Source organism: Sphingomonas sp. DC5200-1, assembly GCF_049897245.1.
GTDB lineage: Bacteria > Pseudomonadota > Alphaproteobacteria > Sphingomonadales > Sphingomonadaceae > Sphingomonas > Sphingomonas aquatilis.
The window spans coordinates 246,131-265,969 of sequence record NZ_JAFCVW010000005.1; the positions used below are offsets into that span (position 1 = coordinate 246,131).

Annotated in this window: 22 protein-coding genes; 9 read left to right on the forward strand and 13 right to left on the reverse strand. The window is 68.3% G+C overall.

The features are described 5' to 3' along the window. Window positions 1–19 precede the first annotated feature (19 nt). From ACP7A3_RS12895 to ACP7A3_RS12920, 6 genes are all read left to right on the forward strand, one after another. On the forward strand, window positions 20–532 hold the full coding sequence (locus ACP7A3_RS12895) for an RNA polymerase sigma factor (protein WP_294314404.1): 513 nt from the start codon (window positions 20–22) through the stop codon (window positions 530–532). 3 nt (window positions 533–535) lie between these two features. Continuing rightward, entirely contained in the window at window positions 536–1,495 is a 960-nt protein-coding gene (locus tag ACP7A3_RS12900) for a FecR family protein (protein WP_426255859.1), read from the forward strand. Next, on the forward strand, window positions 1,461–3,734 hold the full coding sequence (locus tag ACP7A3_RS12905; RefSeq protein ID WP_426256046.1) for a TonB-dependent receptor: 2,274 nt from the start codon (window positions 1,461–1,463) through the stop codon (window positions 3,732–3,734). The genes ACP7A3_RS12900 and ACP7A3_RS12905 overlap by 35 nt, the downstream gene beginning before the upstream one ends. An 85-nt stretch (window positions 3,735–3,819) precedes the next feature. Further along, entirely contained in the window at window positions 3,820–4,386 is a 567-nt protein-coding gene (locus tag ACP7A3_RS12910; protein ID WP_426255860.1) for an outer membrane protein, read from the forward strand. Window positions 4,387–4,507: 121 nt separating this feature from the next. Further along, window positions 4,508–5,377: a hypothetical protein gene (locus ACP7A3_RS12915; RefSeq protein WP_426255861.1), complete on the forward strand. Its 870-nt coding sequence runs from the start codon at window positions 4,508–4,510 to the stop codon at window positions 5,375–5,377. 3 nt (window positions 5,378–5,380) lie between these two features. Continuing rightward, window positions 5,381–5,935 carry a DUF4189 domain-containing protein gene (locus tag ACP7A3_RS12920; protein WP_426255862.1) on the forward strand — a complete coding sequence of 185 codons (555 nt, stop codon included), beginning with the start codon at window positions 5,381–5,383 and terminating at the stop codon, window positions 5,933–5,935. Between the two features lie 124 nt (window positions 5,936–6,059). Here the strand turns inward: ACP7A3_RS12920 and ACP7A3_RS12925 are convergent, their stop codons facing one another. Together ACP7A3_RS12925 and ACP7A3_RS12930 are read right to left on the reverse strand one after the other, a co-directional pair. Next, complete coding sequence (locus ACP7A3_RS12925; protein ID WP_426255863.1) at window positions 6,060–7,433, reverse strand: sensor histidine kinase; 1,374 nt, start codon at window positions 7,431–7,433, stop codon at window positions 6,060–6,062. Beyond that, window positions 7,430–8,149, reverse strand: a complete 720-nt coding sequence (locus ACP7A3_RS12930) for a response regulator (protein ID WP_426255864.1) — start codon at window positions 8,147–8,149, stop codon at window positions 7,430–7,432. Before ACP7A3_RS12930 ends, ACP7A3_RS12925 begins: the two co-directional genes overlap by 4 nt. A gap of 122 nt (window positions 8,150–8,271) precedes the next feature. Between ACP7A3_RS12930 and ACP7A3_RS12935 the strand changes: the two genes are divergently transcribed. After that, a complete protein-coding gene (locus tag ACP7A3_RS12935; RefSeq protein WP_426255865.1) occupies window positions 8,272–10,743 on the forward strand; it encodes a TonB-dependent receptor in 2,472 nt (823 codons plus the stop codon). 10 nt (window positions 10,744–10,753) lie between these two features. On the opposite strand, the gene ACP7A3_RS12940 is transcribed toward ACP7A3_RS12935, so the two are convergent. From ACP7A3_RS12940 to ACP7A3_RS12980, 9 genes are all read right to left on the reverse strand, one after another. Further along, window positions 10,754–11,941: a DUF2252 family protein gene (locus ACP7A3_RS12940; RefSeq protein ID WP_426255866.1), complete on the reverse strand. Its 1,188-nt coding sequence runs from the start codon at window positions 11,939–11,941 to the stop codon at window positions 10,754–10,756. A 234-nt stretch (window positions 11,942–12,175) separates the two neighbouring features. Further along, window positions 12,176–13,501 (reverse strand): PQQ-binding-like beta-propeller repeat protein, encoded by a 1,326-nt coding sequence (locus ACP7A3_RS12945; RefSeq protein WP_426255867.1) that lies wholly within the window; start codon window positions 13,499–13,501, stop codon window positions 12,176–12,178. 31 nt (window positions 13,502–13,532) lie between these two features. Continuing rightward, window positions 13,533–14,255, reverse strand: a complete 723-nt coding sequence (locus ACP7A3_RS12950; RefSeq protein WP_426255868.1) for a tetratricopeptide repeat protein — start codon at window positions 14,253–14,255, stop codon at window positions 13,533–13,535. A gap of 106 nt (window positions 14,256–14,361) precedes the next feature. Continuing rightward, on the reverse strand, window positions 14,362–15,222 hold the full coding sequence (gene panB, locus ACP7A3_RS12955) for a 3-methyl-2-oxobutanoate hydroxymethyltransferase (protein WP_426255869.1): 861 nt from the start codon (window positions 15,220–15,222) through the stop codon (window positions 14,362–14,364). Between the two features lie 25 nt (window positions 15,223–15,247). Then, window positions 15,248–15,685, reverse strand: a complete 438-nt coding sequence (locus tag ACP7A3_RS12960; RefSeq protein WP_426255870.1) for a hypothetical protein — start codon at window positions 15,683–15,685, stop codon at window positions 15,248–15,250. A gap of 53 nt (window positions 15,686–15,738) precedes the next feature. Continuing rightward, window positions 15,739–16,086, reverse strand: a complete 348-nt coding sequence (locus ACP7A3_RS12965) for an ArsC family reductase (protein WP_426255871.1) — start codon at window positions 16,084–16,086, stop codon at window positions 15,739–15,741. A 59-nt stretch (window positions 16,087–16,145) separates the two neighbouring features. Beyond that, window positions 16,146–16,763 carry a GNAT family N-acetyltransferase gene (locus ACP7A3_RS12970; RefSeq protein ID WP_426255872.1) on the reverse strand — a complete coding sequence of 206 codons (618 nt, stop codon included), beginning with the start codon at window positions 16,761–16,763 and terminating at the stop codon, window positions 16,146–16,148. Then, a complete protein-coding gene (locus ACP7A3_RS12975) occupies window positions 16,724–17,422 on the reverse strand; it encodes a type 1 glutamine amidotransferase (RefSeq protein WP_426255873.1) in 699 nt (232 codons plus the stop codon). The genes ACP7A3_RS12970 and ACP7A3_RS12975 overlap by 40 nt, the downstream gene beginning before the upstream one ends. Window positions 17,423–17,627: 205 nt before the next feature. Further along, window positions 17,628–17,816, reverse strand: coding sequence for a hypothetical protein (locus tag ACP7A3_RS12980; protein ID WP_426255874.1), 189 nt, complete (start codon window positions 17,814–17,816; stop codon window positions 17,628–17,630). Here ACP7A3_RS12980 and ACP7A3_RS12985 point away from each other — a divergent pair. Together ACP7A3_RS12985 and ACP7A3_RS12990 are read left to right on the forward strand one after the other, a co-directional pair. Next, window positions 17,815–18,468 (forward strand): peptidylprolyl isomerase, encoded by a 654-nt coding sequence (locus ACP7A3_RS12985; protein WP_426255875.1) that lies wholly within the window; start codon window positions 17,815–17,817, stop codon window positions 18,466–18,468. The two genes, ACP7A3_RS12980 and ACP7A3_RS12985, sit on opposite strands and share 2 nt — an antisense overlap. A 63-nt stretch (window positions 18,469–18,531) precedes the next feature. Further along, window positions 18,532–18,906, forward strand: a complete 375-nt coding sequence (locus ACP7A3_RS12990; RefSeq protein WP_426255876.1) for a glycine zipper 2TM domain-containing protein — start codon at window positions 18,532–18,534, stop codon at window positions 18,904–18,906. 42 nt (window positions 18,907–18,948) lie between these two features. Here ACP7A3_RS12990 and bfr read toward each other — a convergent pair whose 3' ends face one another. Together bfr and ACP7A3_RS13000 are read right to left on the reverse strand one after the other, a co-directional pair. Continuing rightward, on the reverse strand, window positions 18,949–19,461 hold the full coding sequence (bfr, locus tag ACP7A3_RS12995; RefSeq protein WP_024310291.1) for a bacterioferritin: 513 nt from the start codon (window positions 19,459–19,461) through the stop codon (window positions 18,949–18,951). 112 nt (window positions 19,462–19,573) lie between these two features. Then, window positions 19,574–19,744: a (2Fe-2S)-binding protein gene (locus tag ACP7A3_RS13000; RefSeq protein ID WP_081609139.1), complete on the reverse strand. Its 171-nt coding sequence runs from the start codon at window positions 19,742–19,744 to the stop codon at window positions 19,574–19,576. Between the last annotated feature and the right edge of the window lie 95 nt (window positions 19,745–19,839).

Below are 19,839 nucleotides of genomic sequence, written 5' to 3' on the forward strand. Positions count from 1 at the left end.
CAACGAAGATGGTATCGGCTTGCTTCCCAATTCCGGGCTACTCCACGTCTATACGTCGCTTCGGCCCGAGGTGCTGCGTTTCCTGACGGCTCGCCTGGGCGAACCGGCGCTGGCGGAGGACGCGATGCAGGAATTGTGGTTGCGACTGGAGAGTGGCGCGACCGGCCCCATCGCCAATCCCCGCGCCTATCTGTACCGCGCAGCCCAGAACGTCGCGCTCGACATGATCCGCACACGGCGGCGGCGCGTCGTGCGCGATGGTGCGTGGGCGGTCGAGCGGGGCGGCGCGGGCGACGAGCCGGTGGACCCGACCCCCGGCGCGGACCAGCAGATCGTCGAGCGGGAAGAGACGGCGCGGCTCGCTGCGGCGATCGCCGCGCTGCCCGAGGCGGCGGGGCGGGCCTTTCGGATGCACAAGTTCGACGGGCTGAGCCATGCGGAGATCGCCGCGCGGCTGGGAATCAGCCGGAGCGGGGTCGAAAAACACATTGCGGTGGCGATGGTGCATCTGCGCCGCGCCCTGAAGGACTGAGGAATGGTGGACGGGCGGCGTCTGAACGACATGAGCGCGGACATCGACGAAGCGGCGGCGCGCTGGCATCTGGCGCAGGCCGATGACGATATGGACTGGGCGACCTTCACCGACTGGCTGGAGGCCGATCCGTGCCATCGCGATGCCTATAACGCCATGGCCCTGCTGGACGATCGCATCGACGCGGCGGGACCGGCGCTGCATCCTCGAGCCGCGGATCTGACGCCTGAGCGGCGTAGTCCGCGCTGGGGCGCCTGGAGCGCGATCGCCGCCGTCGTGATCGCAGCGGTGCTGGGCCTGCTGTATCAGGGGCGGCGAACCGGCGAACCGGCGATCATCGCTTATCGCACCGGTCCCGGACAGGTGCGGACGATCCATTTGGCCGATGGGTCGCGCGCCATCCTGGCGCCCGGCAGCGTGCTTCGCGTACCGGCATCGCGCGAACAGGCGCTGACGCTGGACGGGAGCGCGTTCTTCGATGTGCGCCACGATGCCGGCCGGCCGCTGATCGTCCAAGCCGGCCGCTACACGATCCGCGACGTCGGCACGCGGTTCGATATCGCGATGGGCGAGGGAATGGTGCGGGTCGCGGTGGCCGAGGGAGAAGTGACGGTCTCGTCGCCCGATCGCGGCGACGCGATGGCGGTGGTGGCGGGCCGCGCGCTGACGATGCAGGGTCAGGATCGCGGCGTGCTACGATCGATCGACATAAGCACGGTCGGCGGATGGCGGAGCGGGTCGCTGGTGTATGACGACGTTCCGCTGGGCCTCGTCGTCGCGGATATCGCGCGGGCGAGCGGAACGGCGGTGACGGTCGATCACGCCGTAGCGGAGCGCCGCTTTTCGGGAATGATCGCACAAGGCGATGGGCGGAGGATGGCGCGATCTCTTGCGGCGCTGAGCGGGCTGGAACTGCGGGTGGACGGTGATGCGATACATCTGGCTGATCGCACCGCTCGTTAGCCTCGCCGCAGCGCCGGTAGCGGCGGAGAGCGGACGCTATCGCCTCGATATCGACGCACGTGATCTGACCGGCGCGCTGGCGCAGCTGTCGGCGCAGGCGCATATCTCGATCGCGCGGGATGGCGCCTTGCCACGGCTGGCGCCGGTGCGGGTGCGCGGGCGGATGACCGCAGAGGACGCGTTGGCGCGGTTGCTCGATCCGCTCGGGTGGGAAGCGGTGCGCGTGGCGCCGCAGGCCTATCGGTTGCGCCCCCGGGCAGTGCCGGTCGCGACGGCGCCCGTCGAGGAAGCGCCGCCGCCCGACATCGTCGTCACCGGCCGCAAGCGCGACGAGGTCATGTCCACCATTCCGGCCCCGGTCGCGATCCTGCGCCCGGGCATGGTGGGGGGCGGAGCGATCGGCACGACGCGTGACGTCGCGCGGGCGGTGGACGGCCTTACGCTGACCGGGGCGGGGCCGGGCGCGGACCGGCTGTTCCTGCGCGGTATCGCCGACAGCGTCTTCAACGGCTTCAGCCAGTCGCCGGTCAGCGTCCAGCTCAACGATGCGCGCATCGCCTTCGATGGCGCCGATCCCGCCCTGCGGCTGGTCGATATCGCGCGTGTCGAGATACTGAAGGGACCGCAGGGGCCTTTATATGGAACGGGCGCGCTGGGCGGCGTGTATCGGATCGTCACGAACCGTCCGGTGCTGGATAGGGTAGAGGCGGACGTGGGCGCCGGCCTGTCCGGCGTCGCGGGCGGCGGCATCGGGCCGTTCGGGCAAGGCGTCGTCAACGTGCCGCTGATCCACGATCGGCTGGGGCTGCGCATCGTCGGCTATGGCGCGGTCGATCCCGGCTGGATCGACGACGACGATGGTCGCCGCAATCTCAACCGGACGGTGACCCGCGGCGCGCGGATCGCGCTTCGCGCCGCACCCATCGGGTCATGGTTGGTCGACGTCAGTGCGGTGCGGCAGGCGATCGCTGCCCGCGATACGTCCTATGTCGATCGCGCCGACGCCTATCGCCGCAGCGTTCCGACCGCGGAGCCGTATCAGGCGCGCCTGTCGCATTATCAGGGATCCATCACGGGTCCGATCGGGGCGCTGCGGCTGACCGTCGCGACCGGGCTGACGACGCAGAGCCAAAGCCAGCGCTACGACGGCGGCGTCCTTACCCCCGGTGTGCCGATCGCCATCTACAACGACCGGATGTTGCGCGTGGTGGACCAGGAAATCCGCGTCAATTCGGCGGAGGGCGGGGGGCTCGTCTGGGTGGCGGGTGCCGCGTTCCTGTCGACGCGGACCGAGGGCGATCTGGTCGGGCTGGCGCGCAACGGAATCGTCACGCGCCGTGGGGCCGCCAGTCGCGCGGTGACGGAGGCGGCGGTGTTCGCCGACGGGTCGGCGCCGCTGACGGCGCATTGGCGATTAGGGCTTGGCCTCCGGGTCTTTCGCGCGGGAACACGCAACGACAGCTTTGGGATCGATCGCGCGGTCGGCCGCGCGCCGGCTGAGATCGGGGTGACGCCCAACGTCTCTTTATCCTACACCCCCGATCCGGGCCGGATCGTCTATGCCCGGATCGCCACGGCCTATCGCCCTGGCGGATTGAACACCGACGACGGCGTGACAAGGCGCTACGCGTCCGATCGGGTGCGCGCGATCGACCTCGGCGGCCGGATGCGACTGCTCGGCGGGCGGCTGGGCATCGACGGCAATCTGTTCCTCACCCGGTGGAGCGATATCCAGTCCGACTATCTGCGTCCCGAAGGCTGGATCGGCACGCGCAATGCGGGGCACGCCAGCATCGTCGGCTTGGACGCGAGCGTCGACTGGCAGGCTGCGGAGGGTTGGCGGATCGCGGCGGGCGGAGTGGCGCAGCGCCCGCGGCGTCGCGAAGGGCCTTCACGCTATTTGCCGCTGGTCCCCGATCTGTCGGCGCGGCTGGCGGTGTCTCGGGCACAGACGCTGGGCGGGTGGCAGGTCGTGCCGCGCCTGTCCGTAGAGCTGACCGGCGCCACGCGTCTGGGGCTGGATGGCCCCGCCGATCGGCGGATGCCGCCCCGCGTCATCGGGCGGTTCGGTGTGGTCGGCCAGTCTCGCCAACTGACGTTGGCGCTCGATGTCGACAACCTGACCGGGGTACGTGCCGATACCCTGGCCTTCGGCAATCCCTTCGCTGCGACGAACGCCCGTTACTACACGCCATATCGTCCGCGCACCCTGACCCTCTCGGCCACCCGGCGTTTCTAGAAAAAAGTTCGCGGCCCGGACTGCGGTTCCTCCGTGTCAGCACGTCGATGCGACCGTGCGAGACGATCAACACGAAGGAATGACGATGCGATGGACTGCCGCCCTTTCGATTCTGGCCCTGATCGGCGCGACGCCTGCCGCCGCGCAGGATCACGTGGCCCGGCCTTTTGAGGGGGGCCGCGTCACGCTGATCGTCGGCGTCGACGGCGCCAACCGCTTCAGCGACTGGAGTGCCGGCGCGACCTATGGCGGGCAGATCGGCTATGACTGGCAGAGGAACGGTCTGGTCGTCGGCGTCGAAGGCGAATTGACCGGCTCGTCGAACCGCCAGTGCAGCGTCCGCTATTCGACGAGCGGCGGCAATAGCAGCCTGTGCGTGACGACGGGGCGAGACGCTTATGTCGGGGGCCGTCTCGGAACACCGATCGGCGGCGCGACGCTGCTGTATGGCAAGGCGGGCTATACCAATGTCGAGCAGACGTTCGCCGCGCGCCAGACGACCAGCGGTACGGTCGACGGGTTTCGTCTTGGCGCAGGGGTCGAACATCACATCAGCGATCGCACGACGCTGAAGGCCGAATATCGCTACGCCAACTATGCGGGCAGCTACGACCGACATCAGGCGGTGGTCGGCCTCGGCTTCCGGTTCTGATGCAGTTCCGTCCGGCGCGCGGACGCGCCGAGCAGGACCTGACATTGCGGGTTGATCTGCATCAATCTGTCCTATACGGGCAACACAGCCATTTGGTCCATTCCTGACGCAGGAGATCACAATGCGGTTCATTCCCATCGCGCTCGTTCTGGCCGCAACGGCCTCCACTGCCTGGGCCGATCGGCCCGGTGAGGATCATCCGCTGTTGCCGCGTTATGCCGGTGCCGCGATCAAGAACTACCGGCCGCCGGCGGAGGATCAGGTGGTCCTACCGATCGCCCGAATCGACGATGCGACGACGACGCGGGCTGTGCGGACGCTCGAGGGGCGGGTCACGCATATCGACTATGCGACGCCCACGGCGGTTCCGACGCTGGCCGTGGGCCGCTACTATACCGGGCTGTTGCAGCGCGCCGGCTATCGCACCGTGTTCGACTGCACGGGCACCGTGGCGTGCGGCAAGGACATGGGGCGGCTGATCTTCCTGACCGATCGCGTCGCGCCGGATGGGTTTGCCGATGGGCTGTTCGGCAACCGGATGCGGGTCATCGTCGCGCAGCGCGGGGACGATTGGGTGATGCTCCATCTGTTCGAGGGGCCGGATCGCACGACGATCTACGAAGTGACCGTGGACAAGAGCGCGGCCGGGGCCACGACGGGCGAGGCGACCGCGTCCGCCGCGGGCGGGACGGGACCCAAGGTCCACACCTCCAAGGCGCGCGACGTCACCGACTGTTCCAAGACGGTCAACGGCGGCATGAAAGCGGCCTATGGCATGGCTCTGGGCGGGCTGCTCGGCAGCAAGATCGGCGGCGGCGGGCAGGGGGCCGTGGCCGCCAGCGCCGCCGGTGGCGCCGTGGGGGCCGAGCTGGACAAGCAGCACCGCTGCGGCCCCGGCGCCCAGATCGAAAGCAACGCCGCCACCGACACGCCGCCCGAGAAGCCGAAGAAGCGGAGCCTCGGCGGCCTGCGCAACGCGCTGGGGCTGTAGGAAATGCTGCCCAAACGCCGTGCTGTGCTCTGGGGGACGATGGCCTTGGCGGTGCCGGCGATCGCCCTCGGTCTGTCGCGGATATCGCGGGTCGACGCGCAGGTGCGGCCGCCCTTCATCTGCAACGGTGTCCCCCAGGGCAGTCCGAACTGCGGACCGCCCGTGCCGCGCCTGCAAGGCTTCCACCGGATCGAGCGGGCGTTCGGTGCCATCGCCTATGACAGGGGCAAGGGCGTCTGGTTCGGCAGCTATCAATATCCCTCGAAGCGCGAGGCGCAGGACGGTGTGTTGACCAATTGCCGACAGAATGGCGGGACGGCGTGTCAGCTGATGCTGTCCTACACCAACCAATGCGCGGCGGTCGCCCGCGCCGTGGAGGGCGGCCGGGCGGTGGTGGGGCATGACAGCGTCGATACCGGCAGCACGCAGGACGAAGCGATCGCCCATGTTCGCCATTCGTGCGAAAGCGACTGGAACACCAAGCAATGCACGGTCCAGCTGGTCAATTGCAGCCACCACAATGTCGTCAAATGGTCCGAGTGGGTCTACGACGATTGAGCGCGGTCGCGTGACCGCTGCAGGCTAGGGGCGTCGGGCGAGCGCTATACGACGTCTGATGCCCCGTATGGCGGCCTCTTCCGCTGCGATCAGGGTGTTGCGCGCGGGTGGTTCCCCGCGCCGTTCAGGCGGACGGCAGTCGCAGCGTCGCGATCGTGCCGCCGTCGGGGCCCGCGTCCAGCGTAAAGGTGCCGCGGTGCTGCGCGGCGAAGTCGTGGACGATGCTGAGGCCGAGTCCCGCCCCGCCGGTGCCGCGATTGCGCGAGGCCTCGCCGCGTTCGAAGGGCAGCAGCAGGCGCTCGCGATCCGCGGCGGGAATGCCGGGGCCTGTGTCCGCGACCGACACGATCACGGCGGCGCCATCCTGCCGCACCGCGACGTCGCCGCCGCCCGCATAATCGGCCGCGTTGCGCACCAGATTTTCGACCGCGCGGCGAAAGGCCGGTTCGGGTAGCCGCACCCACGCATCCTCACCGGGCAGCAGGCGGATGCTCGCCCCGGCGTCATGCGCATCCGCAACGATCGCGGCGACCAGCGAGCGCACCTCTACGATCGCGGCGGGGGCGGCGGCGTCGCGGGCGAAGGCCAGCACCTCGCCGATCATCGCCTGCATGCGGTCGACATCCGCGACCATGCGCGATCGCTGCGGCTCGGGCGCGGTCTCGACACGCAGGCGCAGGCCCGTGAGGGGTGTCCGCAGGTCGTGCGCGATCGCGGTCAGCATCCGTGCGCGCTCGGCCGCTTCGATGGCAAGCCGGTTGCGCATCGAGGTGATCGCCGCCGCCGCCTCGCGCAACTCGCGGGGGCCGCCGGACAGGGCTGCGACCGTATCGTCGCGATCGATCGCACGGGCCAATATCCGGAATGGGCGGGTCATTCGCCGGGCAAAAATCCAGGCGAGGGGGGCGAGCAGCAGCAGGCTGACGCCCAACGCGATCAGGATGTTCCGCTGCCAGCCACCCAGCAGCGGCTGCGTCGCCGATACGGTCAGCCAGCGTCCGTCGGGCTGGCGCACGCTCGCCGCAAAGGCCGTCATCGGCACGCCGATCAGCGCGGCGCGGATCGCTCCGCCGGCCGCCTCGGGCCTCACCATGTCGAACCGCGTGCCGCCCCGCCGCAGCAGGACGATGGACGGCGGTATCGTCGTCGCGCCGGTCCGGGGGACATGCGTCACCGTCGTGCGCTGGACCATGATGTTCGACCGGCGCGTCCCATCGGGCCAGGTCACCCGGACATCGCCCGGCGACCGGCCGAGTGCGCCGGCGATCAGCCCTTCCAGCATCGGCACGCGCGTGCCCGATGGCGGATCGGCACGCCAGCGACGGTCGAAGCCGGGCATCGGTTGGCGCAAGGCGGCGACCGCCTCGGCCGCGCTGAACCGCGGTGTGGGCGGTTGCGGTGCCAGGATGACGATCGCCGCGGTCGTCGCGACGCTCAGCGTCGCCACGGCGACGCCGAACCCGCCGATCGCGACGAGCGCGCTGAGCGGTCGCCTCATGCCGGCCGCACGGCGGGCAGAAAGCGGTAGCCGACGCCGCGTACCGTTTCGATCAGGGGTGCGGGATCGGCGTCCCCCAGCTTGCGGCGCAAGCGGCTGACCGCAATGTCGATCGCGCGATCGTAGGATGCAGCGTCGAGACCGCGGGCCAGATCCAGCAGGGTATCACGCGTCAGGATGCGGCCGGGACGGCGGACGAAGGCCGCCAGCAAGGCATGCTCGCCCTCGCTGAGCGCCAGTGGGCGTCCGGCCGGATCGCGCAGTCGCCGCTGCTCCATGTCGAGCCACCAGCCGGCGAAGCTGACACCGTCATTCGTACCGGGATCGGCGCGCTCCGCGCCGGGGCGGCGCAACAGCGCGCGCACCCGCGCCAGCAGTTCGCGCGGCTCGAACGGCTTGGTCAGATAGTCCCACGCGCCCACCTCAAGCCCGACGATCCGGTCGGTGACCGCATCCAGCGCGCTGAGCATCAGGATCGCCGTTCCCGCCGGGGCAAGGCGGCGGCAGAGCGACAGGCCGTCCTCGCCCGGCATCATCACGTCGAGCACGATCAGGTCGACGGGCGCCTGGGCCAGTTCGTGATCGCAGGCCGCGGCATTGCGTGCGGTGCGCACCGCATAGCCGTGGCCGCCCAGAAAGTCGGCGATCGCATCGCGAATGCTGGCGTCGTCATCGACGACGAGGATCGTACTGGGGGCGATGGCCGCGGACTCCATGCCGACCGTCCTAGCAGCGCTCTGTAGCATTTGCGTATCAGCCACGGCTACCGGCGCGCCATCGCCACGCTACCCACCTCCGCTTCCATGCCGCTCCACGACACCAGCGAGGGAGGAACGGTGTGACGGTTCGGCATGGATGGGCGGCGATGCTGCTGACGGGGGGTGCGGCAAGCGGTGTCGCGGCACAGGAGGCGCCGACGCCGCCCACGCCCGCGCAAGAGGCGAAGCCGGCGGCCAAGGCGGCGCCGCGGATCGAGTTTCGCGGCGCGGACGGCAAGCCGCTTCCGCCGGAAATCCAGCGGGAGTTGGAGGAACGGTTTCGCAAAAACCCGCCGCCCGGGTTCGGCAAAGCGCCGGCGCACGCGCCGGACGATATCGTCGTTGCCGCGCAAAAGCCGCGGGGGGCCGTGGTCGGCGATTTGCCACCCGAGCGCGTGTTCAGTCCAGTCGACCTGCGGGCCTATGGCGCCGACTCGATCGGTGCGCTGCTCGAGGCGCTGGGGCCGCAGGTTACGAGCAACCGCGGGCGTGGCGACGGCACGCCGGTGACGCTGCTCAACGGCCGGCGCATCTCCGACTTTTCGGAAATCGCGCGCATTCCCACCGAGGCGATCGAGCGCATGGAGGTGTTCCCCGAGGAGCTCGCGCTGCAATATGGCTATCGCGCTGACCAGAAGGTCGTGAACATAGTAACCTTCGCGAACTTCCGGTCGCGCGTGGGGCAACTCGGCTATGTCGCGCCGACCGAGGGCGGCCGGGATAGCACGATCGGCAGTGCCGACTATCTCGCGCTGCGCGGCGATACGCGCGTCAGCCTGGGGGCGACGTACAGTCGCGCGGCGGTGCTGCGTGAAAGCGATCGGGGCATCGTCCAGATCGGTGGCGCATCCGATCTGGGTCGGCTGCGAACGCTGCTGCCCCAAACCAAACAGATCGCGGTCAACGGCCTGATCAGTGGCCGGATGTCGGGCGATTCGACCGCGACGCTGAACGGCCGTTTCGAATCGAACCAGAGCCACAGCCTGTTGGGACGGGTCGGTGACGAGGTGCTGCGGCGGGATGGCGAGCGGTCGGTCGCGCACCTCGGCACGACGCTCGGTGGCCGCGAAGGGCAGTGGCAATGGACGGTTACCGGCACCTATGATCGCATCGGCAGCATCCTCCGCACCGATGTCCCCAGCGGCCTGGGGCGGCGCGATTCGGCGCGGTTCGTCGATACGCTCGCCGGGGCCGACCTGCTGCTGAACGGTCCGATCGCAGAATTGCCGGCCGGGCCGCTGTCGGCCAGCGTGCAGGCGGGCGTCGCATTCCGGGGGCTCGACAGCCAGTCATCGATCGGTGGTGTCACACAGATCGGCGACCTCGCGCGCAACCGGGGGGCGGCACAGATCGACATCGCTTTGCCGATCCTCAGCCGCAAGCCGGGTTCGCCGTCGCCCTTCGGCACACTCAGCCTCAACGCCAATGTCGCGCTGGAGCGCCTGTCTGACGTCGGGACGCTGCGGACCTTCGGTTACGGCCTCGCTTGGTCACCCGTGCCTGCGGTCAACGTGATCGCATCCGCCACGCATGAGGAGGGCGCGCCGACGCTGGAACAACTCGGTGGCCCCACGCTCGTCACGCCCAACGTCCGGACGTTCGACCTCGCGCGGCGGGAGGTGGTGGACGTCACCCGCGTGTCGGGCGGCAATCCTGCCCTGCTTAGCGACGACCGCCATGTCGTTCGGCTGGGCGTCAACGTCCGCCCGCTGGCGCAGAAGGACCTGACCCTCAGCGTGGATTATGTCGCGACGCGGATCGATCGCCCCATCGCCGCCTTTCCGATCGTGACGCCCGAGATCGAGGCGGCCTTTCCCGGCCGGTTCATCCGCGACGATCGTGGCCGGCTGACCGGGATCGACGGGCGGCCGCTCAATTTCGCCGAATCCCGCCAACGGCAGTTGCGCTGGGGGATCAATTTCACACGCCCGCTCGGCGCGGTGCCCCCCGGATTCCAGGCGGCCCGGATGCGGGTGTACAGCAGCGAGGCGGAGGCGATGCGGGCGAACCCGGGCGCCATCATGGCGCGGGCGGATCCGGGCAGCGCCATGGCGCGCGCGGGGGACAATCTCCGCAGCCGGCTGTTCGTCAGCCTCTATCACAATTGGTATTTGAAGGACGCGATCGTGCTGAACGACCGGCTGCCGACGCTCGACCTGCTGGATGGTGGCGCGATCGACCTGCGCGGCGGGCGCCGCCGCCACGAGATCGAGGCACAGGCGGGGGTGTTCAAGCGGGGGCTTGGCGTGCGGGTCACGACGACGTGGCAAAGCGGCACGACATTGCAGGGGGCGGGCAGCGCGGGAGACCTGCGGTTCCCGAGCTTCGCTACGGTGAACGTCAATCTGTTCGCCAATCTCGCCGATCGGTTCGGTGGGAAGACTGCGCCCGCGTGGTTGAAGGGGACGCGCGCCTCGCTGGGTGTGACGAACCTGTTCAACACCCGGCCACAAGTTCGCGACCGGCTGGGCGTGACGCCGCTCAGCTACCAGCCCGCCTATCTCGATCCGCTGGGGCGGACGATCAGCTTCGCGCTGCGCAAGACGGTGTAGCCACGATCGCTTACGCCGCCAGCGCGTACCGCCGGCAGTGATCGAGATAGCCCGCCTCATGGCTACCGGAGAGCGAGACGACGCTTTCCCACAGCCATGAGGGCGCATCGAGCTGCCCGTGCCGGCCCGATTCAAGCTGGTCGATCCAGTCCGCGCGCGCGGCGGCGTCCATCTGGCGGGCGTGCGCTGTGCCGACGACGAAGGCGAGGTGGCGGGCGGCGCGGATTGCCTCGCCGCGGCTGAACTGCTCGACCTCCAGCTTCAGGTCGTGTGGAGTCAGTTCGCGGATGAACAGCGACCGGTCGAGCATCCGGACCGGCATCATCCGCGCGCCGAGATAGGGCGACAGGTGACGGGCGGCTGTGGCGACCCGCTCGCCCGGGTCGCGCGGCATGGCCGCACCGCGAGCCGCCGGCGCGACGGGGGCGGTCGCTTCCTTCAGGTCGACCAGCGCATAGGACCAATTGCCCTTGCGCGTCCTGAGCGCGACGATCGCCGCATAGCGCAGCAGGCCCAGCGAACTGCACCCCTTCATCCAATAGGCGGCATCGACCAGCCGGACCTCGCGATCCTTCGGCTTGCCCTTGAGTGACAGGATCATCGCCGCGACGCGCTCGTCCGCAAACAGCGCGGTCAGCGCCTCGCGTTCCTCAGGCGCCAGCTCCCAGAACTTCTTGCCGAGCGGGATGCGCGGCTCCACTGCATCCAGCCGTTCCTTGGCCAGATGCCGCCAGCGCCGGCCCAGCGCCTCGCGTTCGACGCTGCGGACGGTGTCGGATTCGACGCCGGGGTCGCCGCTGGTCGGATCGTGGATCGCTGCGGCATAGCCATCGACCATCGCTTCCATCATCCGCATCGTGACGACACCCGGCAGGTCGGAGCCGCGGGCGGCCGTGGCCAGCGACAGGCCTAGCCGGATGAGGTCGTGCGCGGGGTTGCCGATGACCGCCTGGTCGAGATCGCGGATCTGGATGGCGACGGCTCCGTTGCCGCTGGCGATCGGCCCCAGATTGCCGAGGTGGCAGTCGCCGCAAATCCACACCGCCGGCCCCACCGGCACACGCCGTGCCGCATCGGACGCTGCCAGCCATTCGTAGAATTTTGCCGTATTGCCCCGCACATAGGCATGGGCCGATCGCGCCATCTTCAACGTCCGTCGGGATTCGAGAACGGCAAGACGATCAGAGGGATGCGGCATGGACGGACAGGACCTCAACAGGAAAGACCCCATCACAACGCCGGGCGCGCCCGAAAGTGACGAAAGATTGCTCGCCCGATATGGTACTTTTAGTAGGTTCGGAGGTGCATGCCGCGCTGATGGCGACGTTCCGGCGCATCCGATCTGGTTTCGCTAGACACACAAAGGACGCCGGGCCTGTGGCGGCCGCAGCGTCCCTGTCGTTCCATGCTCCCGTCGCCGGGGAGGCGCGGCTTATTTGAACGCCGTCACCTTGCCCGACTGGCCGACCGTGTAGAGCGTGCCGTTCGCCACCACCGGCGGCAGCGCGAAGCTGTCCTTCGTGTCGATCGTGTTCACGATGCTGCCGTCGGTCGGCGAGGTGAAGACGATCTGGCCCAGCGAGTTGGTCAGGATCAGGCGGTTGCCGGCCAGGACCGGGCCGAACCAGATGACCTGCGGGCCCTTCTGCTTCTTGGTGTTCTTGAACCGCTGCAATTGCGCGATCCAGCGCGCCTTGCCGTTCGAGCGGGCGAGGCAGACGAGGCGGCCGGTGTCGGTGACGACGAACAGCCAGTCGCCTGCGATCCACGGCGTCGAGATGCCGGCGAAATTCTGTTCCCACAACCGCTGGCCGGTCGCGAGATCGAGGCTGACCATACGGCCGCCCTGGCCGACCGCGAAGATACGGCCGTTGTCGATCACCGGATCGGCGTCGATGTCCGACAGGCTCGACACCGACGTGGTGATCGAGGTGCGCGACAGCGCATCGCCCCACAGGACGCGGCCGTTTTCGTAGCGATAGGCGTTGAGCTCGCCGCTCGAGAAGCCGGCGACGATCGTGCCCTGGCTGGCGGCCGGTGCCGCGACGCCGAACACGCCCTGCGTCTCCAGCGTGCCGGACTGCGCCCACTGCACCTTGCCGTCGTTCTGGTCGATCGCGAAGATCTGATTGTCCTGGCTCAGCACATAGACCGAACCATTGGCCAGCGTCGGCGCGCCGCGCAGCGGGCCGCCGGGCTTGGCGCGCCAGATTTCCTTGCCGTCCGCAGCGTTGAACGCGACCACGTCGCCCAGGCCGTCGGTCGCGAAGACGCGGCCACCCTCGACGCTGGCACCGCCGCCGAAGCGCGCGGGGCGGTTGGCATCGCCGCTCGCGACGCTGGCGCTCCACAGCTTGGCACCCGTATCGGCGGCAAAGGCATGCAGCTGGGCCTGCACGTCGACGATATACAGCTTGTTATCGACGATCACCGGCGCGGCGGCGAGCCGTTCACGCACCGAGCCGCCGTCGATCCGGCTTTCCCAGAGGCGCGACGGGGTTTCGGCAAGCGCGAGCTGGCCCATCGACTTGGCCGCATTGCCGCCCGGCTGCGACCAGCTCGCGTTGGCGGCGGGGGCGGGCAGCGTCACCTGGATGTCGGCGATCGACGGATCGGCCTCGATGCCGTTTTCCGACGTCAGGATCGGCACGCGCTGGCCGACGGTCGGCGTCTTCTTGGGTGCGCCCTTGAACACGCCGCAGGCGGACAAGGCCATCAGGGCCGCAATGCCAACCGAGGCACGAATGGTGGTCTTCATCTACGCGAGGCCTTCTCTATCGTGCGGCGGGTTATTGCGCGGTCGCGGCGCTGGCGGGGGTAACGACGCGAACCTTGGCGGCGGATGTATCCACCCCCATCGATCCGGCCATCTGAACCGCGCGTTGACGGATCGTCTCGGGCACGCTCTCGGTGCTGCCGAGCTGGCTGAACATCTGGCCGGCAAGATCGCGGCGCCCACTGTCGAGATAGGCCATCGCGACCAGTTCGCCCGCGCTGCCGAAATAGGCGTTGGCCGGGACGGCGATCGGCCGCAGCCGCTCGATCACCACCTGCGGCTTCAGCGTGTCATATTCGGCGACGGTCTGGCGGATCAGCGCGAGATCGCGGAACGGCTGCGCGACGCTGCTGTCGGCGGCGATGGCAGCGAATTTGGCGGCGGCGGCCTTGTCCTGCTTCTTCGACAACAGGATGTCCGCGTCGGTCATCTGGGCGAGCGCGCGATAGCCGGGGCGGCCGGTCTGCGCGATCGGCGCCAGCGCCTTGGCGGCGGCATCGGGCTGGCCGTTGCCGAGCTGGTCGTAGGCGGCCTGCAATTGTTCGCCCTGCACGCCCGCCGCTTCGGTCTGACGGTGTTGCCAATACAGGAATCCGCCGAACGCCGCGAGCGCGGCGACGATTCCTACGATGGTCCAGCGGCCATAGCGTTCCCAGAAGGTCAGCAGTTGATCGCGGCGCAGTTCGTCGTCGACTTCGCGAAGGAACGCATCGTTGTTTTGCGGCGTAAGGGCCAAGGAGGGCTCCGGACGATAAAGGGCGGACGATAAAAGACTGGCGCGCACTCTTAGCGACGCCCGCCGGGAAACAAAAGGTCATGCAGGCTGTCGGCCTGCGCGTCGATCATCCCTTGGCGGGATAGATCTGCTCAGGGCCGGGGAAGCTGCGCGCCCGTACCTCGCCGGCATAGGCTTCGGCTGCGGCGGAAATGCGGCCGGCCATGTCGTCGTAGCGCTTCACGAAGCGCGCGGTTCGTTCGAACAGGCCCAGCATGTCCTCGGCGACCAGCACCTGCCCGTCGCACTGCGCCGATGCGCCGATGCCGATCGTCGGACAGGCGATGTCTTGCGTGATGCGAATCGCGATCGGCTCCATCACGCCCTCGATCACGACGGCAAAGGCGCCCGCTTCGGCGACGGCGACGGCATCGCCGACGATCTTCTCCGCCTCCGCCTCGGTCCGCCCGCGCGCGCCATAACCGCCCAGCACGTTCACCGCCTGCGGCGTCAGCCCGACATGGCCCATGACGGGAATGCCGCGTTCGGAGAGGAAGCGGACGGTGGACGCCATCGCCGCGCCGCCTTCCAGCTTCACGGCCGCCGCGCCGGTCTGCTTCAGCAGCCACGCGGCGCTTTCGAATGCCTTTTCGGGTGAGGCTTCGTAGCTGCCGAAGGGCATGTCGATGACCACCACCGCATGCGCACTGCCGCGCACCACCGCCGCGCCGTGCGCCGCCATCATCTCCAGCGTGACGGGCACGGTGGAGGGCAAGCCGTAGATCACCTGGCCCAGGCTGTCGCCGACCAGCAGCATGTCGCAATGCGCGTCGAGCAACTGCGCGGTGCGTACCGTATAGGCGGTCAGCATCACCAGCGGCTCAGCCCCCTTGCGCTGGCGGATCGCGGGGACGGTCAGGCGCTTGCGCAGCGCCGGCGTCGGATTCGCACGGCTGGTCGCGGTGTCGATTGTATAGGTCGTGGACATGGCAGCAGGCCTTACGCGCCTTGTCTCAACCGATCCATCCCCGCCGACGCGCATGGCCCGACAGCCAGACGCCGAACAGCGCCACGGCGGCGATGAAAACGGGGAAGGGGACGACCTGCGCCGCGCCGCGCACCGCAATGATGTCGGTCGCGACGAACAACCAGCCGAACTGCGCGATCACGGCGATTAGCGACACGAGGAACAGTGGCCGGGCCAGCGCCGACCGCAGCACCAGCGCGAGTGCGGCAGCAAGGCCGCTGCCGGTCGCGAGGGCATAGACGCCATTGTACCAGATCGGGAAGCTCGCATAGAGCCGTCGGTAATAAGCGTCCGCCGGCCCCATCGCCTCCGCGCCCAGGCGGATCTGCTGGACGCAGGCGAACACGCCCACTGCGCCCCAGACGGCCAGAACCATCACAACGATGGCGAACCACATAGGTGTCGCCCGTCTGCCGCGCGTCATCGCTTCCCCCTCTTTTGGAAACAGGATGCCGCGCTACGCCCCGCGTCGCAACGTCAGCCCAGCGCGGCAGCCCACGCATCGGGCTTGAAGCCGACCAGCAGCACGCCGTCGCCCTCCAGCACCGGGCGTTTGATCATGGAGGGTTGCGCGATCATCAGCGCGATCGCCTTGTCCGCATCCAGGGCGGCGCGGTCGGCGTCGGGCAGCTTGCGGAACGTCGTGCCCGCGCGATTCAGCAGGACCTCCCAGCCGAGCGTATCGACCCAGTGCCGCAGTCGCCCCTCATCGACTCCGTCGCTTTTGTAATTGTGGAATCGATACGACACGCCCGTCTGATCCAGCCAGACGCGCGCCTTCTTCACCGTGTCGCAATTGGGGATGCCGTAGAGGGTAAGGGGCACCGTCGTCTCCATCGTGGTCGGCCCGGCCTTTGCCAGTGTCAGGGGCGGAGCGAAAGCGGTCAGCGGGATGACAGCCGCACCTCCATCGATGGCACGTCGCCGCCCTCAACGAGGCACGGGCGCATGGCCGGGCCCGTCTCGACGAACCCCAGCTTATCCAGAACGCGGCCGGAGGCGGGGTTCGACAGGAAATATCCCGATGTGATCGTCCGCAGTGCCAGCGTGTCGAACCCGAACGCCAGCACCGCCCGCGCGGCCTCGGTCGCCAGTCCCGATCCCCAATGCGGCCGGCCGAGCCAATAGCCCAGTTCGGCGACATCCGGCGTCGGGGACGGCGTCAGGCCGATGGCGCCGATCAGCGTGTCATCGTGCCTGCGCGTGATCGCCCACACCCATTCGTGCGGGACGATCCGGTCCAGGAAAAAGGCGGCATCCTCAGGCCCATAAGGATGCGGCACGCGCGCCAGTCGTCGCGCGACGTCCCGATCGCCAATCGCCGCGACGATCGCATCCGCGTCGCAGTGCTGCGGGTGGCGCAGGACCAGGCGTTCAGTGACGAGCGGGGGCCGATCGGGAAGGGGGCGTGCGTCCATCGTCGGGGCGTACGATCCTTTCAACGGTGCGGCCAGCCTAGCCGTCAGGCGGCGCGTCCGCTCGCCAGATAGCGGTTCAGCCATGCGCCGATCGCAGCATTGTCACTGGGGCCGTCCAGCGAGCGTGTCGCCCGATCGCGCAAGGTCGCATCGATATCGGGCGCGGTATGGGCGGCGATCAGCGCGCGGGCGTAAGCGGCGTCGAATTCGGGGTGGAATTGTAGCGTCAGAGCATTGCCGTCGGCATAGGATAGCGCGGCGCACGGCGTGAACGGCGTGCGGGCGAGAACCTCGGCGCCCTCCGGTGGTGTCACGACCTGATCCTGATGCGAGGCCATGGCGGTCACGCTGTCTCCCAGGTCCGCAATCGGGGTTAGGAGGTCATAGCGGGTCAGGCCCAGGCCCCAGCCTTGCGGCGCCTTGACCACCCGACCACCGAAGGCATGCGCGATCGCCTGATGCCCGAAACAGATACCGATCAACCGTGCCGTGCCGCGCGCCGTGCGCAGGAAGTGGGCAAGCGATTCGAACCAGCCATGGCCGTCATTCACCCCCGCCGCCGATCCGGTGACGACATAGGCATCGCACGCGTCCGGCGAGTCGGGCAATTCGCCGATGCGAACGTCGTAGCGTGTGTAGCGGTGGGTCGGCCCCAGCAGCGCGGCCATCATCATGGCGTAAGTGCCATGCTTTTCAGCAAGATCGCCCGGCGGTGCGCCGGTTTCGAGGATGCCGATATGCATGACAGGCGCTCCCGCAACAGGGCGCATCGCTCGCTGGGAAAAGGAAGGGCGGGGGAGAGTCCGGATACGCCGGTTGGACTCGATCCCCCGCACCCCGACCACACCGGTGCCGGTTTTACCGGCAGGCTCCGCTCCGTATATCTCATTGACGGCGCGGTTGAGGCGCAGCACCCGTACGCCGGATCGCGGTCAAAAAAAAGGCCGGTCAGAGACCGGCCGGAAAGTTTTTAGGAGAGGATGCCTGAAAGGCGCGGTCTTTGTGCATCGCAGCACGGATTGTCGCAAGTGCAAAACGTGCAATCGCGCTTTTGTGTCGCGCAATCGTTATCGGTATCACATAGGCGATGGTGTCTGATCCCGCCTCGGCCGACCATTGCAAACCAGGGTTCATCATGCGCTTTTTCCATGCTCTTCTCGCAGTCGCAGCGTTCGCGCCGGCTGGCTCCGCTGCACCGCCGCGCGAACCGGCGATCGTGCGCGTCCGGCTGGACACGGCCTATGGCCCGGTCGTGCTGGCGCTCGACGCCCGGCACGCGCCCCGCACGGTCGCCAATTTCATGGGCTATGTCGACGACGGGCGATTCGACGGCATGACCTTCTATCGGTCGGCACGAAACCGGCAGGCGCCGACCTATGGCTTCGTCCAAGGCGGCATCCGCACCGATGCGCGCCGCATCTTGCCGCCGTTTCCGCTCGAAACGACCGCGATGACGGGGATCAAGCACACCGACGGCACGATCTCAATGGCGCGGCGTGCCGATGCCGGGTCGGCGGGCGGTAATTTCTTCATCACGATCGGCGCGATGCCCAGCATGGACGCCAAGGGCAGCTATCAGGGCTATGCCGCCTTCGGCCATGTCGTGTCGGGCATGCCTGTGTTGAAGCGGATCCTGGCGCAGCCCACCGGCGGCGGCATGGGCGGGCAGTTGCTGCTGCGCCCGGTCAAGCTGGTCCGCGCGGTGCGCCTGACCGGCACGCCGCATCCGACCGGTATCGTGAAGCCGTGGCTGGTGAAGACGCAGGCCGATCCCGCCCGCCGCAAATAGCCGGGCCCGCAACCATCCGTCCGCCCGAGCGCTTGGTCCGCCTTGTCTTGCAGGAGGTTGACGATGAAGACGGCATGGCTTGCGGCACTGGCCGCGGTGACGATGGTGGCGCCGATCACGACGGGCGCGGCGATCGCGCAGCGCGGCGACTATCGCTGGAACGGCGATCGTGACGGCCGGTGGGAGCCCGCCGATCATTATCGCGAAGGCCGCTATCGCGAGCGGCGGCTGGGCCGCAACGACCGTATCTATCGCGGGCGTGACGGTCGCGCCTATTGCCGGCGCAGCGACGGCACGACCGGTCTGGTGGTCGGCGCGGTCGGTGGCGGCGTGCTCGGCAATCTGGTCGGCGGCGGTACGCTCGGCACGCTGCTCGGCGCCGGTGGCGGCGCGGTGCTCGGCCGCTCGATCGACCGCGGCAACGTGAAGTGCCGCTAAGGTAACGATACGGGGCGGGCGCGATGCCCGCCCCGAACGCGGTCAGGCGAGGTGCGGCGCCGCGCCCGATTTGGGCGAATCATGCTCGCTTATCGAATTCAGCTGCACGTAATTGTGAATGCCCATCCGCTCGATCATGTCGAACTGCCGCTCCAGCGTATCGACATGCTCTTCTTCGCTGGCAAGAATACGCGTGAAGAGATCGCGGCTGACGTAATCCTTGACCTGCTCGCAATAGGCGATCGCGCCTTTGAGCTGCTCGACCGCTTCCATTTCCATGGCGAGGTCGGACTTCAGAACCTCTTCCACGGTCTCGCCGATACGTAGCCGACCCAGCAGCTGGAAGTTCGGCAGCCCATCGAGGAACAGGATGCGCTCCGACAGCCAGTCGGCGTGCTTCATCTCATCGATCGACTCCATCCGCTCGTACTGGGCGAGCTTATAGACGCCCCAATGGTCGAGCATCCGGTAGTGGAGCCAATATTGGTTGATCGCGGTCAGCTCGTTCTTGAGCGCCTCGTTCAGAAATTCGATGACCTTGGGGTCGCCCTTCACTGCCATATCCTTCGCCTTCCGCTAACGTCGTGGGCGGGGGTGTAGGCGCCGTATGGCGGCTACGGCAAGGCAAAAAATGGCGGAAATCTGCGGTTTTTTACCGCTGCGAACGTCAGGCAGCAGCGCGTTCGGTGTCGATAATGGCTCGCGCTACCATAACGCATTGTCCGCATTTCGCCTGGCAGCCGAGCGATCGATAGGCCTGGCACGCGGTACGGCATCCATTGCGGGCCGCGTCGCGGACCTGGGATTCCCGTATGGCATTGCAAACGCAGACGACCATGGACGCTCCTTCGCTTCACCCCCTGGATAGGGCTAATGCGAAACGGTCGCAAGTCAGTCTGCGAGTGATTCGCAGTCGCCGGGCCTCCATTCGTC